Source organism: Herbidospora yilanensis, from assembly GCF_001570565.1.
GTDB classification, from domain to species: Bacteria; Actinomycetota; Actinomycetes; order Streptosporangiales; family Streptosporangiaceae; genus Herbidospora; species Herbidospora yilanensis.
The window spans coordinates 26606-41404 of the sequence record NZ_BBXE01000038.1; the positions used below are offsets into that span (position 1 = coordinate 26606).

Annotated in this window: 9 protein-coding genes; 6 read left to right on the forward strand and 3 right to left on the reverse strand. The window is 71.9% G+C overall.

Going from position 1 to position 14799, the window contains the following annotated elements; all coding sequences use genetic code 11:
- Nucleotides 1–25 precede the first annotated feature (25 nt).
- A complete protein-coding gene (locus AW273_RS29385) occupies nucleotides 26–865 on the reverse strand; it encodes a UbiA family prenyltransferase (protein ID WP_062355085.1) in 840 nt (279 codons plus the stop codon).
- Nucleotides 866–1306: 441 nt separating this feature from the next.
- On the opposite strand from AW273_RS29385, the gene AW273_RS29390 reads away from it, so the two are divergent.
- Entirely contained in the window at nucleotides 1307–3028 is a 1722-nt protein-coding gene (locus AW273_RS29390; RefSeq protein ID WP_062355088.1) for a 2-isopropylmalate synthase, read from the forward strand.
- A 14-nt stretch (nucleotides 3029–3042) separates the two neighbouring features.
- Nucleotides 3043–5736 carry an AAA family ATPase gene (locus AW273_RS29395; protein ID WP_232327659.1) on the forward strand — a complete coding sequence of 898 codons (2694 nt, stop codon included), beginning with the start codon at nucleotides 3043–3045 and terminating at the stop codon, nucleotides 5734–5736.
- A 1-nt stretch (nucleotide 5737) separates the two neighbouring features.
- Here the strand turns inward: AW273_RS29395 and AW273_RS29400 are convergent, their stop codons facing one another.
- The gene (locus AW273_RS29400) at nucleotides 5738–7135 is read right to left on the reverse strand and encodes an acyl-CoA carboxylase subunit beta (protein ID WP_269750267.1); all 1398 of its coding nucleotides are present in this window, start codon (nucleotides 7133–7135) and stop codon (nucleotides 5738–5740) included.
- Nucleotides 7136–7342: 207 nt separating this feature from the next.
- Between AW273_RS29400 and AW273_RS29405 the strand changes: the two genes are divergently transcribed.
- From AW273_RS29405 to AW273_RS29420, 4 genes are all read left to right on the forward strand, one after another.
- A complete protein-coding gene (locus AW273_RS29405) occupies nucleotides 7343–10552 on the forward strand; it encodes a GH92 family glycosyl hydrolase (RefSeq protein ID WP_232327660.1) in 3210 nt (1069 codons plus the stop codon).
- 94 nt (nucleotides 10553–10646) lie between these two features.
- Complete coding sequence (locus AW273_RS29410) at nucleotides 10647–11456, forward strand: hypothetical protein (RefSeq protein WP_157556288.1); 810 nt, start codon at nucleotides 10647–10649, stop codon at nucleotides 11454–11456.
- Nucleotides 11372–11710 (forward strand): hypothetical protein, encoded by a 339-nt coding sequence (locus AW273_RS29415; RefSeq protein WP_062355099.1) that lies wholly within the window; start codon nucleotides 11372–11374, stop codon nucleotides 11708–11710. The genes AW273_RS29410 and AW273_RS29415 overlap by 85 nt, the downstream gene beginning before the upstream one ends.
- A gap of 25 nt (nucleotides 11711–11735) precedes the next feature.
- Nucleotides 11736–12569: a hypothetical protein gene (locus tag AW273_RS29420; RefSeq protein WP_062355102.1), complete on the forward strand. Its 834-nt coding sequence runs from the start codon at nucleotides 11736–11738 to the stop codon at nucleotides 12567–12569.
- A gap of 122 nt (nucleotides 12570–12691) precedes the next feature.
- Here the strand turns inward: AW273_RS29420 and AW273_RS29425 are convergent, their stop codons facing one another.
- The gene (locus AW273_RS29425; RefSeq protein WP_062355104.1) at nucleotides 12692–14710 is read right to left on the reverse strand and encodes a sensor histidine kinase; all 2019 of its coding nucleotides are present in this window, start codon (nucleotides 14708–14710) and stop codon (nucleotides 12692–12694) included.
- Between the last annotated feature and the right edge of the window lie 89 nt (nucleotides 14711–14799).

A 14799-nucleotide genomic window follows, 5' to 3' on the forward strand; every position in this document is an offset into this window, starting at 1 on the left:
GAGAGCCTACAATCTCTCACTTACGTCACAAAAGCAACATATCCTTCCCAATATTAGAGGACAGGACAGTAATGTGAACCACGTATTGCGTCGCCATGAAGGCCCGGTAAGGCCTTCGCCGCCGCCGCCGGGCGGCGTCGGCGTGCGCGGTGCGACCCGCGAGGGTGACGGCCACCGCTCCGGCGAACATGGCCAGCGCGGTCTCGGCGAGCGGCGCCGAGAGCACCACGCTGACCACCCAGAATGACCCCGCCAGGAGCAGCGCGGCGGCCGACATGACGTTCCTGGCGGCACGCGCGCCCCACATCACCGCGATGGTGCGCCGACCGGCGGCGGCGTCCCCCTCGATGTCGGACAGGTCCTTGGCCGGGACGCCGACGAACGTCATCCAGCAGGTCGCGGCCGTCGCGAACATGATCAGGCTGAGCGGCGTGGCCCCGTCCGCTCCGTTGACGACCACGGTGAACCCGCCCCAGTAGGCCAGCAGCCCCGAGCCGCAGAGCACCGCGACGGTGCCGCCGGAGCGTCGCTTCAGGTGGAACGGCGCGCCCGAGTACAGGTACCCGAGGATCAGGTTGGCCGCGATGACCCAGGTCATCGCAGTGGGCAGCCCGGCGGTCGCCAAAAGCGACAGGGCCGCGGTGACCGCGGCGGCCGCGGTCGCCGTGCGCGGGTCCAGGTCATTGCGGGCGATCGGCCGGCGGGACCCGTTGACCCGGTCCTCGTGGACGTCCGAGACGCCGTTGCCCACATAGATCGCGAAGATCGACAACACCCAGGCGGCGGCGCCCTGCAGCACCTTCGCCGGGTCGGGAGCGGCGGCGACCGGCAGTGCCAGCGTCGCCCCCGCCAGGAATCTCAGCATGGACACGGCCAGAACGGCCGGCCGGGCCTCGATCGCGCAGAATCGCAGCGCTCTCGCCGCGCGTCTGAGGGTGGAAGGTCCGGATGCCCGGCCCGATACCCAGGTGCTCGCCATGACCGATTGTTACGCCGGAATCGAAGCCCGGTTAAGGGGGGTAATCCGAGGGTGGCAGGCGGGAATACAACTTTTGATACCCCCCTTACCACTCGGGGCTACTTTCCCCGAACTGCCGACACCCCTTCTTGCCGGGTCGCGGCGGCCCCTATTAGCTTGAGGCCAGCGGAACAGGGATCGTACAACTTTCAACCAGCACAACCTTAGGGAACCTCGTGCCGGATATCAAGCTCCGGCGCCGCCAGGGTGCCAACTGGTAAGCGCACAGGTCAGACCGTGCTGGGCTCCCTCTACCCGCCGGTATTCATCAGGAAAGGAAATACGGCGATGAAAGGTGTCCAGCGCTATTCCGGATTCACCCCCCTTGTTCTGGCCGATCGCACATGGCCGGGAAACCGCATCAGCACCGCGCCGCGATGGCTCTCCACCGATCTGCGGGACGGCAATCAGTCACTCGCCGATCCGATGACACCCGAGCGGAAACTCCTGATGTTCGACCTTCTCGTGGGGATCGGCTACAAGGAGATCGAGATCGGTTTTCCGGTGGCCAGCCGGAGCGATTACGATTTCGTGCGAATGCTCATCGAACGCGACCGAATACCGGACGACGTCTCGATCACCGTGCTCACCCAGGCCCGTGAAGACCAGATCCGGCGCACCGTGGAGTCCCTGAAGGGCGCGCGCCGCGCGGTCGTGCACATCTACAACGCGACGTCCCCCCTGTTCCGCCGCACCGTGTTCGACCTCGACCGGGCGGGCGTGCGCGACCTGGCCGTCCAGGGCACCCGGACGATGATGCGCCACGCCGAGCACATGCTGCCCGACTGCGATTTGGCCTACCAGTACTCCCCCGAGTTGTTCAACGAGACCGAGGCCGACTTCGCCCTGGAGGTGTGCGAGGCCGTCATGCGGGTCTGGCAGCCCGAACGCGGGCGCGGCATCATCCTGAACTTCCCGACGACGGTCGAGCGGTCGCTCCCGAACGTCTTCGCCGACCAGATCGAGTGGCTGCACCGCAACCTGTCCCGGCGCGAGCACGTCTGCCTGTCGGTGCACCCCCACAACGACCGGGGCACCGCGGTCGCCTCCGCCGAGCTGGCCCTGCTGGCCGGCGCGGAACGGGTCGAGGGCTGCCTGTTCGGCAACGGAGAACGCGCCGGCAACGTCTGCCTGGTCACCCTCGCGATGAACATGTACAGCCACGGCGTCGACCCCGGCGTCGACTTCTCGGAGATCAACACGGTCCGGCGCACGGTCGAGCGGTGCACCGGGCTGCCGGTCCACCCCCGCCACCCCTACGGCGGCGACCTCGTCTACACGGCGTTCTCCGGGTCGCACCAGGACGCCATCAAGAAGGGCTTCGACGCCCGCGTCCGGCAGGCCGCGGAGACGGGCACGCCCCCCGACGCGCTGCCGTGGCAGGTGCCCTACCTGCCGGTGGACCCCAAGGACGTGGGCCGCACGTACGAGGCGGTGGTCCGGGTGAACGGCCAGTCCGGCAAGGGCGGCGTGGCGTACGTGATGAGCGCCTGGCACGGCCTGAACCTGCCGCGCGGCCTGCAGGCCGACCTGTCCGCCCGGGTGCAGTGGCACGCCGACGCGGCCGGCGGCGAGCTGAGCCCGAACCGGATCGGCGCGCTGTTCTCCGAGGAGTACCTCTACCGCGGCGAGCCGGCCGACCCGCTCCCGGTGGGCCGCGAACCGCTCGCGGCGACCCTGCACGTGGACGGCGGGTTCGAGGTCGGCGGCGACCAGGCCGACGCGTTCGGCGCCCTCGGCTCGGTGCTGAGCCCGTGGGGCATCCGGGTCGACGTGGTGCACCGCACCGGACGGCCGCTCGACAACGACGATCTCACCCCCGACCAGGCGGTCAGGTCCGGCGGCGAGACCGTGATCTACGCCGAGTGCCGCAGCGGCGGAGCCGTCGCCTGGGGCGCGGGCATCGACAGGGACGTCGCGGCGGCGGCCTTCTCCGCGGTCCGCGCGGCCGCCGACCGGCTCGCCAGGGACGGACACATGAACGCTCACCTGGCCGCCGCCGGGCACTGACCAGGGGGACGACAGTGGACGACACACATGAGGGCATGGCCACGCTGCGGGTGCTGCTGGCCGAGGCGGTCGCGGGCAAGGGCAGGATCGCGATGGTCACCGGCGCGGTGGCGACCGGCAAGAGCGAGCTGCTGTACCTGATCGCCGAGCACGCCCTCGACCAGGGCGCGCTGCCGCTGACGGCCACCGGTTCGCCGGCCGAGAGCGGCCTGCCGCTGGGCGTGTTGTCCCAGCTTCTGACCCACGCGCCGCTGCCGGACGAGCAGCGGGCCGCCATGCTCGGCCTCCTGCACGAGGGTGCCCGCAGGCAACTCGCCGGCGACGCGGGCGCCGAGTCGATCGAGCACGTGGACGCGCAGATCGTGGACGCCCTCTGCGTGGTCCTGCTGGAACTGGCCGGGCGCTGCCCGCTGGTGATCACCGTCGACGACGTGCACCACGCCGATCGCGCCTCACAGTTGTGCCTGGCCTATCTGGCCAGGCGGATCAGGTTCGCCAACGTGATGCTGGTGTTCAGCACCCCCGACCACAGCCCCCACCTGCGCACTCTCTTCCACACCGAGGTGCTCAGGCAACCGCACTGCCGTCCGGTACGGCTCACCCACCTGTCCCGCGACGGCGTCGACGCCCGGCTCGGCGACGACGCCCACCGGTTCGGCGCGCTCGTCCACACGCTGAGCGGCGGCAACCGGCTGCTCGTCGACGCCCTGCTGGAAGACCTCCAGGTCACCGGCGCCCCCGGTGACCGCTACGGCGAGGCGGTGCTGGCGTGCGTGCGCAGGCTGGGGCCGTGCGCGCAGGAGGCGGCGTACGGCCTGGCGGTGCTGGGCGAGCCCGGCTCGATCAGCCGCCTGCTCGGCCTCGGCGAGAGCGAGGCCGTCGTCGCCAAGTCGCTCCAGGCGATGGCCGGAGCCGGGCTGCTGGACGGCGGCCGGTTCCGGCACGAGGCGGCGCGCTCGGCCGTCCTGGCCGAACTGGACGCCGTCGACCGCATCCACCTGCACCGCCGCGCCGCCGAACTGGCCCACCGGGACGGCGCGTCGGCCGACGTCGTGGCCGGCCACCTCCTGCAGGCCAGCCACGCGGGCGACCCGTGGGCACTGTCGGCCCTGGAGGAGGCGGCCCGGCTCGCGCTCCGCGACGACGGCGTGGAGTCCGCGATCGAGTACCTCAGACTGGCCTGGCGGACCTGCGGCGACGAGCGCCGCCGGGCCAGGATCGGCACCGCGCTGGTCCGGGCCGAATGGCGGATCGACCCCGGCACGCCCGCCGGCCACCTCGCCGGGCTGACCGACGCCCTGCACAAGGGCCACCTCGGCGGCGGAGAGACCGTCGTCCTGGCCAAGGCGCTGCTCTGGCACGGTCACACCCGGGACGCCCTCGACGTCCTGGGCCGCCTGCGCGAGCTGCGCGAACTCGGCGAACCCGACCGGGAGACCGCGGCCGAGCTCGCCGCCGCCCGCCCGTGGTTCCGCGCCCTCTACCCCTCGTTCCTGCCGCACCTGCCGGAGGTCGGCGTCCCGTCCGCCCCGGCCCTCGGCGTCGGCCGCCGGATCCAGTCCGCCGACGTGCTCGCCGACGTCCTCACCGACGGCCCCAGCGACGAGACCATGACCGCCGCCGAGCACATCCTGCGCGGCTGCCGCCTCGACGAGGTGACCATGGACACGGTGGAGACGGCGCTGCTGGCGCTGACCTACACCGACGGCCCCGGCCGCGCCGCCCCGTGGTGTGACGCGTTCATCGCCGAGGCCGAAGCCCGCCGTGCGCCCAGCCGCCAGGCCCGCCTGTCCGCCATCCGGGCCGAGATCCGCCTCCGGGAGGGCGACCTGGCCGCGGCGGCCGGGGACGCGCGGCGCGCCCTGGAGATCATCCCCGCCGGGAGCTGGGGGGTGGCCGTGGGCGGGCCGCTGGGCACCCTGCTGCTGGCCGGCGCCGCGATGGGCCGGCCGGACGACTGCCTGCCCGAGTTCAACCTGCCCGTCCCCGAGGCGATGCTGGAGACCCGGTACGGCCTGCACTACCTGCGGGGCAAGGGCCGGCTCAACCTGACGGCCGACCGTCCCGGCCAGGCCCTGCGGGACTTCCGGTTGTGCGGCGAGCTGATGACGCGATGGGACCTGGACGCCCCCGGGTTCATCGCGTGGCGGCTGGACGCCGCCGAGGCCCTGATCGCGCTGGGTGAGGAAGAGGAGGCCAGGCGACTCGTGAAGGAGCAGCTCTCCCGCTGCGGGCCCCGGTCCCAGCGGGTCCGCGGTTCGGCGTTACGCCTGCTGGCCGCCGTCAGCGAGGTCCACCAGCGCCCGTCGCTCCTGCGCCAGGCCGCCGACCCGCTCCAGGAGGGCGGCGACCGCTACGAGTACGCCCGCCTGCTGGCCGACCTCACCGAGGCCTACCATGCCGTCGGCGACCACCGCAGGGCCGGGATGCTCAAGCAGCGGGCCCGCGCCATGGCCAGGGAGTGCCACGCCGAGCCGCTCACCCGGGCCCTGGCCCGCAGGGACCCGGCGGCCGGCGTGCCCGCGCCGCTCAGCGACGCCGAACGCCGGGTGGCGGAACTGGCCGCCGAGGGTCACACGAACCTGGAGATCGCCACCCGGCTGTACATCACCGTCAGCACGGTCGAGCAGCACCTGACCCGCGTCTTCCGCAAGCTGAACGTGTCCCGCCGGACGGAGTTGCCGGCCACCCTCGCGCGCATCGGATGACTCACAACGGGATGTTGCCGTGCCGCCCGCGCTCGCAGGGGACCCGGTCCAGGGCCTCCGCCAGGCGGAACCGGGTGGTGTCGGGCGAGATGACCTCGTCGACGACGCCGAGCGCGAGCGCCCGTTCGACTCCGCCGGAGACGCGCAGGTGCTCCTGGGTGAGCCGCGCCTTCAGGTCCGCGCGCTCGTCCTCGGGCGCGGCGGCCAGCGCCTTGCGGTGCAGGATGCCGACGGCGGACTCGGCCCCCATGACCGCGACCTCCGCGTTGGGCCACGCGAAGACCGCGGTGGCGCCGAGGGAGCGCGAGTTCATCGCGATGTACGCGCCGCCGTACGACTTGCGGGTGATCAGCGTCACCCGGGGCACCACCGATTCGGCGAAGGCGTGCAGCAGCTTCGCGCCGCGCCGGACGACACCATCCCATTCCTGGGCGATCCCGGGCAGATACCCGGGCACGTCGACCACCACCACCAACGGCACGCCGAGCGCGTCGCACATCCGCACGAACCGGGACGCCTTCTCTGCGGAGAGCGTGTCCAGGCATCCGCCCTTACGGATCGGATTGTTGGCCAGCACGCCCACGGAACGCCCACCCAGCCGGCCGAGGCCGACGAGGATGTTGCCGGCCCAGCGGGGCTGCAACTCCAGGAATCCCTCGTCGACGATCGCGTGCACGAGCGGCCGGACGTCGTACGCGCGGCGCGGCGAGCCGGGCAGGATCGCGGCCAGGTCGCGGCCTTCCGCGAGCGCGCCGAAGTCGAAACTCCCGGGCCGGGTGAAGATGCCGGTGAGCCGGCGCGCCTGCTCGTACGCCTCGTCCGCGTCGCCCGCGACCAGGTGCGCGACCCCCGACTTGCGGCCGTGCGCCTCGGGACCCCCGAGCCCGGCCATGTCGATGCGTTCCCCCGTGACACTGCGGACGATCTCCGGACCGGTGATGAAGATCCGCGCGTCCTCGGCCATGATCACGATGTCGGTGAGCGCGGGCCCGTACGCGGCGGCCCCCGCGGCCGGGCCCAGCACGACCGAGATCTGCGGGATCACCCCGGACACCCTGGTCATCGCCGCGAACATGCGCCCCACCCCGTGCATCGACTCGACACCGTCGGCCAGGCGCGCCCCGCCCGAGTGCCACAACCCGATCACCGGGCAGCCGAGCCGTTCGGCCGCGCCGATGGCCTCGACGACGCGCTCCGCGCCCGCTCCCCCGAGCGCGCCGCCCATCCGGGTCGCGTCGGTGCAGTACGCGACGACCACCGAACCGTCCACCCGCCCGCACACGGCCTGGACCCCACTGTCGTCGTCGGCGTGCAGCGGCACCACCGAACCGGGGTCGAGCAGCCGGGCCAGCCGGACCGAAGGAGCCCGGTGATCCATTTCGATTTCGACGATCGGCATGGTGGTCATCCGCGAATCCCGATTCCCTGAGGGTGTTTCGCCGAATGTGCCTGTCCGCGCCACCTGCGGCCAACCCCTATTTTCCCGGATAGGCCCGTGACCAGCGGAGACGCCTATTGGCAACTTGTTGCCGCCACTTCTGCCAATTGACTCGTCATCTCACGTCCCCGTTTTCTCGTCGTGATCACCTGAACGATGGAGGGCACTTTGTCCAAATGGTCAGCACCGACGATCGCCGCCCTTCTGGCGGCGATGGCGTTGCCGGCGGGCGCGGTGGCCGACACCGTGCCCACGCCGGTCAGCGACGTGGCCGCACTGGTCAACCCGTTCCTCGGCACCAAGGCGGGCGCCGCCGACTTCGGGCACGGCGGCGGCGCGGGAATGAACTTCCCCGGCGCGGTCGTGCCGTTCGGCATGATGCAGTGGAGCCCCGACACGATGGAGAACGCCGGGGGCGGCTACGCGTGGGAGGACAACCGCCTGCGCGGTTTCTCGATGACACACATCTCCGGCCCCGGGTGCACCGGCGCGCAGGACTTCCCCGTGATCCCGATCTCCGGCCGGATCGGCCGGTCGCCCGCGACCCACGGCGCCGACTACGTCCAGACGTTCAGGCACGAGAACGAGAAGGCCGCCCCCGGCTTCTACAGCTCGGTCCTCGACACCGGCGTCAAGACCGAGTTGTCGGCGAGCACACGCGGCGGGGTGGCCCGCTTCAGCTTCCCGGCCGGCAAGCCGGGCACGCTCCTGCTGAACACCAGCGGTTCGGTCAACGGCGTGGACGACGGTGAGACCAGGATCAGCGGCGACACCGTCACCGGCTGGGTGCAGACGGGCGGCTTCTGCGGCCCGCCGATGCGGTACAAGGTGTACTTCCACGCCACGTTCGACCAGCCGATACTCGGCTACGGCACCTGGAAGGACGGCACCGTCACGCCGGGAGGCGCGGCCGTGCGGAACGCCTCGGAGGCCAAGGTCGCCAACGCCGAGGTGGTCACCCCCGGCGACATCTCGGTGAACGGGCCCGGCTCGGGCGCGTACCTGGAGTTCGATCCCGCCACGCCGGTCCAGATGCGGGTGGGCCTGTCCTACGTGAGCCTGGCCGGCGCGAAGAACAACCTGGCGGCCGAGATCGGCCAGGACGGCGTGAACCAGGTCGCCGCGAAGGCGCGGGCCGCCTGGAACGCCAGGCTGGGGCAGGTGCGGATCGGCGGCGGCACCGACGAGCAGCGGCGCACCTTCTACAGCAACCTCTACCACGCGCTGCTCCAGCCGTACGTCTTCGAGGACGTGGACGGCACCTACACCGGCATGAACGGCCAGACCTACAAGGTCGCGCCGGGAAGGCACCACTACGCGACGTTCTCCGGCTGGGACGTCTACCGCAGCGAGGTCCAGCTTCTCGCCCTGCTCGCCCCGGACGTCGCCAGTGACATCGCCCAGTCCATGTACGACAACGCCCAGTCGGTCGGCAACGTCTGGGACCGCTGGTCACACCAGAACGCCATCACCGGCGTCATGGTCGGCGACCCGTTCCACTCGATCCTGTCCAGCGTGTACGCATTCGGCGCCCGTGCCTTCGACGCCCCCGCGGCCCTGAAGGCGATGGCCGAGTCCGCCCGCCGGGTCGGGCCCAAGGACATCGGCCACCCGCAGCTCGGCTATGACCAGCGCCCCGGCAACGCCGACTTCATGGCCAAGGGCCACGTCCCGATGGACGTGTCGACCACCCTGGAGTACGGCATCGCCGACTTCGGCATCGCCCAGCTGGCCGCCCGCCTGGGCGACACCGCGCTGGCGGGCGAGTTCATGAAGCGCGCCCAGGCCTGGCAGAGCACCTACAACCCGGCCAACACCTGGATCCAGCCGAAGATGGCCGACGGCGCGTTCCGGTCGCCGTTCGACCCGGCCACGATGAACTCCTACATCGAGGGCAACGGCGCGCAGTACCACTGGCTGGTGCCGCACAACGTGCGCGGCCTGTTCGACTCGATGGGCGGCGACGCGGCGGCGGCCGCCCGCCTGGACGACTTCTTCAAGGTCCTCAACGCGGGCCCGAACCAGCCGTACGCCTACCTCGGCAACGAACCGTCCGCCGCCACGCCGTGGTTGTACGCGTGGGCCGGCCGGCCGTACAAGACCCAGGACCTGGTCCGGCGCATCCAGAAGGAGCTCTTCTCCTCGGCCCCGGACGGCCTGGTCGGCAACGACGACCTCGGCGCGATGGGCTCCTGGTACGTCTGGTCCGCCATCGGCCTGTTCCCGGCGATCCCCGGCCGCGCCGAGTTGCTGGTCAACACGCCGCTGTTCGACACGATCACGATCAAACGCCCGGCCGGCGACCTGGTCGTCAACGCGCCGGGCTCCGCCAACCGGTACGTCAGGACCCTGAAGGTCAACGGCGTGGCCACCACGAAGGCGTGGTTGCCGGAGACGATCGCGCAGCGCGGCGGCAGACTCGACTTCACCACCTCGGCCGTCCCGAACACCACGTTCGGCTCGGCCCCCGCCGACGCGCCCCCCAGCTTCAACGAGGGCGCCAAGCCGGTGCTGCTGGGCCTGAACCCGGGCAGCGGCCCGGTCGAGCCCGGCAGGACGTTCGAGACCACGATCACCGCCCGCTCGACCAGCGGGTCCGCCGCGTCGGTGCGCTGGGAGGCCAAGCCCCCGCCGGGCGTCTCGGTCACCCCGGCCAGCGGCACGCTCACCCCGGCCGCGGGCGCCGCCGCCTCACGGCGGATCACGGTGACCGTGCCCGCCGGCACCCCGCTCGGCATGATCAGCATCCCGATCATCGGCTCCGGCCAGGTCGGTGCCGGCATCCGGCTGAACGTCGCCAAACCGGGCACCCCCGCCTGGCACCACAACAACGCCAGCATCGGCGACGACACCAAACCCGGCAGCGCCAACGTGGACGGCGCGAACTTCAGCTACTCCGCCCAGGCGCTCGGCGCGGCCGGCCTCACCCCCGGCGCGACGGTCGGCTGGAACGGCTTCACGTTCACCTGGCCGAACCGCGGTCCCGGCGAGTGGGACGACATCCAGCCCGGCGTCAAACCACTGGACGTCACGGCCCCCACCGGCGCCACCGAGATCGCCTTCCTCGGCGCCGGCACCGGCGGCTACCCCGAGGTGGACACGACGATCACCTACACCGACGGCACCACGACCACCGCCCGCCTCGGCATGAGCGACTGGCTGCTCGACTTCGGCGGCGGCTCACCCCGGTACGGCAACGAGATCATCGCCTCCAGCCCCTACCGGCTGTACGGCGGCTCGTGGGCCATGCAGCCCATCCCGGCGCACGTGTTCGCCGCCCGGCCGATCACGCTGAACCCGGCGAAGAAGCTGAAGAGCATCACGTTCGGCCCGTCCGACGACGGAACCCTGCACGTCTTCACGTGGGCGTTCCGGTAACCAGCCGAGAAGGGCGCCCCGCAGGCCGCGGGGCGCCCTTTCACGTCCGGGAACCCTCATGTGCCGCGCGGTCATCACGTGACCCGAGGTACCAATGAAAACGATGGTCCTGCGCCATCCACGCACGAAGCCACTGCTGGTGGCGCTCGCCGCGGCGACCACGCTGGCGGCCGCACCTGCCGCCGGGTACGCGGACGGCGGTCAACCCGCGCCGGTCACCGGCGGAATCCCCTTGATCAACACGGCCGAGAAGATCGGCCCGGGAATCGACTTACAACACGTGAAGGCGCTCGACCAGAAGGGCTGGTACGACGCCCGCTTCCTCACCGTGGACCTGTCCAACAAGGCGGTCAGCACCGACCTGCTGACCGCCGGACCGGTCGCGTCCGGCGGCCCGCTCAGCGTGGCCGCCAACAGGGCCGGCGCCGTCGCGGGCGTCAACGGCGAGTTCTTCGACATCGGCAACTCCAACGCGGCGCTCGGCGGCGAGGTCCAGAACGGTCGGCTCATCAAGACCGCCGACATCGGCGGCCGCCAGCATGTCGGCGTCGGCGGCGACGGCATCGCCCGGCTCGTGAACCTCATGGTCGACGCGACCGCGAACTTCGCGGGCGCGGACCACACGGTCCTGTCCGTCAACGCCGCGAACGGCGGCGGGGTCCCCGCGGACGGCCTGATCGCGTTCACCTCCGCGTGGGGCGACTACAGCCGCAACCGCGCTCCAGCACGATGGTCGCCCGCGCGCTCGGCCACGACGACGCGACCGTCCGCAACGTCCCGTCCGACGGCCGCGAGCGCAACAACCCGAACGGCGTGGGGGTGTTCGTCGCGAAGGGCGACGGCAAACTGCACCGGCTCCTCATCAAGCCCGCGCCGGGTGCGGCGTCGGCCGACGGCGACCTGAGGGTCTTCCCGGGACTGCGCCGCACGCTCGTCGCGGAGGGCGTCGACGATCACCAGACGCCGGTGAGCGTCGACCCCGAGTCCGTGTTGTGGTCCGCTCGCGGAGCGTCCGTCGAGGGCGGGACACTCGTGGCGCCGGCCGAGCCGAACGGCCGGATCACCGTCGACGCGCGGGTGGGTCCCGCGGTGGCGCAGCCCGCGAAGGTCACCGTCCTCGACCCGGATCGACCCGCGGGACCTCGCGCTCGACTATGACCACGACGTCGTCGGCATCCAGCCCGTGGACGGCAAGCTGAAGATCACCCCGCTCACCGCCGAGGGCACGATCCTCACGGTCTCGGTCGGCGGCGCGTCGGTCCAGCTCCCGATGCTGCAGAAGGCGCTCCAGGACGCCGAGAAGGACCCGTCGGTGCACAACGTCCTGGTGTTCGCCCACCACCCGGTGGACGACCCCGCCGAGACCGATTCCAGTCGGCTCGGCGACCGCGACGAGGTCGCGCTCATCGAGAACATGCTCACCGACTTCCGCGACTCCACGGGCAAGGGCACCGCGATGGTCGGATCCCACGCCCAGATCGCCGACGTCCACCGCCTCGAAGGCGTGCCGTACATGGTGCTGCCGTCGTCGGGCAAGGACCCGTACGGCACACCGGACCGAGGCGGTTTCACCGGGTGGGTCAACTGGTCCGTCGACTCGCGGCGGGACGCGGACAAACAGTGGCTTGAGGCCGAGGTGCGCGCCTTCGCGCAGTCCATCACGCTCACCACCCCCGACTCGCTTGAGGTGGGCGGGACGGCGCAGCTCGCGGGCAGCATCGTGCAGCCGGCGGGCGTGTCGACGGGCACCCGTGTGGTGCCGCTGCGGTACCCGATGTCAGTCGACTGGAGCGGCTCGTCCAACCTGGCGATCGGCAGCGGTGCGGACGCCGTCGACACGGCCGTCCGCAAGGGCAGGGTCGCGATCCTCGACCCGCGGACCCGGACGCTCACGGCGCTGAACCCCGGCTCGGTGACCGTGACGGTGACGAACGACTCGATGCGCGCCTACACCGACGACAACTCGCTCGCGCCGGTCACGACTTCGAAGACCATCCAGGTCCTGCCCGGCAAGTGACCGGCAGCGACAACACCGGCCTCCAACCGCTGCGGATCGGCTCCCGAGCGGTCTGACACGCGGGGCGGCCCGGCTGAGGGCGAGCACGTACGTGCTCGCCCTCAGCGCTGTCCGGCCGACCGCTACGTGAGCCCGGTCGCGGCAAGCGGCAACTCGACCACGACGGTGGTGCCCTCCCCCGGCTTGCCGGTGATGCCGCAGAACCCGCCCAGTTCCGCCGCCCGCTCCCGCATGGAGATCAGGCCGACGCCCGGACGCCGGTCCGGCGGGAGCCCCGCGCCGTCGTCGGCGATGACCAGGCGCAGCGTCCCGGGCTCGCGGCGCAGTTCCACCCGGACGCGGGTGGCCCGCGCGTGCCGGCGGACGTTGGTCAGCGCCTCCTGCGTGATCCGGTAGACGGCCACCTCGACGGCGGCGGGCAGGTCGGTCACGTCGCCCTCGGCCGTCACCTCCACGGCCGCGCCTCCGGCGCCGTCCGGCCCGGCGAGCGCCACCAGGGCGGCGACCAGGCCGAGGTCGTCCAGGGCAGGCGGGCGCAGCCCGTGGACGAGCTGGCGGATGTCGCCGGCGACGGTGTCCATGCCGGACCGCAGGTCGCGGAGCAGCGCGTCCGTCGCCTCCGGGGAGCTCTTCAGGTTGTGACGGGCGACGGTGATGGCCATGGCCATCCCGCTGAGCGTCTGGCCCAGGCCGTCGTGCAGGTCGCGGCGCAGCCGCCGCCGTTCCTCCTCCTGGGTGGCCAGGATGCGTTCCCGGGAGCGCTGCAGGTCGGCCGCCATCCGCACGGCGTGCGCCACGTCGGCCGCGTACGGAACCAGGGTGGCGAGCACCCGTTCGTCATGTGCGGCCGGGAAACGACGCGGGGCGGGCGGCCCCACCAGCAGCCGCCCCACCTGTTCGCGATGCCAGATCAGCGGCACCTCGCGCGGCGTGTCGCCGACCCGCCCGACGGTCACGGTCGCCACACTGACCCGACGGCCGGGCTCCCCACCGGTCACCTCCGCCGTCACCCCTTGGACGGCGAGCCCCTCGCGCAGCACGCCGACCACCGAGGCCAGCGCCTGCGCCGGGTCGGCCCGGCTCACCTCCTGGATCACCCGTTCGGCGAGCACGCCCGGATCGCCGACGGGTCCGTAGAGCAGGCGGTCGATCGCCCGTTGCAGCACCCGCCGCAGCGGCTGGAAGAACGCCCCCGTCAACACGGCGGCGGCGAGCCCGGCCGTCTCCCCGACGCCCGACACCAGCAGGGTCGACACCGCGGCCACCCCGAAGTAGACCGCGCCGACCACGGCCAGCAGGCCGGCCGCGACGAAGGTCCGGCTGACGATGGTGTCGATGCCGTACAACCGGTGGCGCAGCACCGAGAACACCAGGGCGACGGGGATCAGCATCGCCCACACGACCGACACCCAGTACAGCTCCGGCACGACCACGGACAGGAGCATGAACACGATGTACACGCCGAAGGCGAACAGCGGCCAGCCGATCTGCCGCCGGCCCTCCGAATCGGCCCGGCGGAACCGCAGCAGCAGCGACAGCGCCGCCAGCGGGATGGCCACGAATATCCCCGTCCAGGACACCGTCGACAGCAGCCCGTCGTAAGGCCCCATCGCGGGAATCTGGAACGGGTTGGGGACCACGGCGGGAAGGTGGTAGTCCTCCAGGGGCGGGTCCGGCCGGACGAACACGCGCACGTTCTCGACGTTGACCGACAACACCCCCAGCCACACCACGGCCCGCCAGCGCCGAGAAGGCAGCCTGCCGTCGGGAGAGTAGAGCGGCAGGAGTATCTCCAGAGCGAGTGTGGACGCCGTCCAGCCCACTTGGGCCGGAAGCCTCAGCAGGCCCGCCGTCGCCAGATCACCGCCCGCCGCCAGCGCCAGCGCCGTCGCATGGCTCAAGTCGTAGAGTGCGCCGCCGAGCCCGCCCACGATCATCAGCCACGCGAGCCTGAGCCGGGGCCGCCGGACGATCAGGAACGCGCCGATCGCGGGAAAGGTCACCCCCGCCGCGGTCAGCGGCGTGACCGTCACCGGCCGCCATTCCTCCGGAAGCCCCGCCGTGATCACCATCGCCACGGCGACCAGCAGGGGAGAAACGACGCCCAGGGCCACGGCGACCGCCCGGGATTCCCACGCCATACCGCCCCCCGCTTTCCTCCGTTCCAGCGTGACCCTAACGGCTGCGGCGGGCGTTCCCAGCGTTCACCCTGCTGGAAGACGCGCGGAGC

Bases quoted from the DNA above. Each gene is read 5' to 3' on its own strand.
- AW273_RS29385 (WP_062355085.1), bottom strand. From the start codon at position 865: ATGCTGAGATTCCTGGCGGGGGCGACGCTGGCACTGCCGGTCGCCGCC.
- AW273_RS29390 (WP_062355088.1), top strand. From the start codon at position 1,307: ATGAAAGGTGTCCAGCGCTATTCCGGATTCACCCCCCTTGTTCTGGCC.
- AW273_RS29410 (WP_157556288.1), top strand. From the start codon at position 10,647: ATGAAAACGATGGTCCTGCGCCATCCACGCACGAAGCCACTGCTGGTG.
- AW273_RS29425 (WP_062355104.1), bottom strand. From the start codon at position 14,710: ATGGCGTGGGAATCCCGGGCGGTCGCCGTGGCCCTGGGCGTCGTTTCT.
- AW273_RS29400 (WP_269750267.1), bottom strand. From the start codon at position 7,135: ATGCCGATCGTCGAAATCGAAATGGATCACCGGGCTCCTTCGGTCCGG.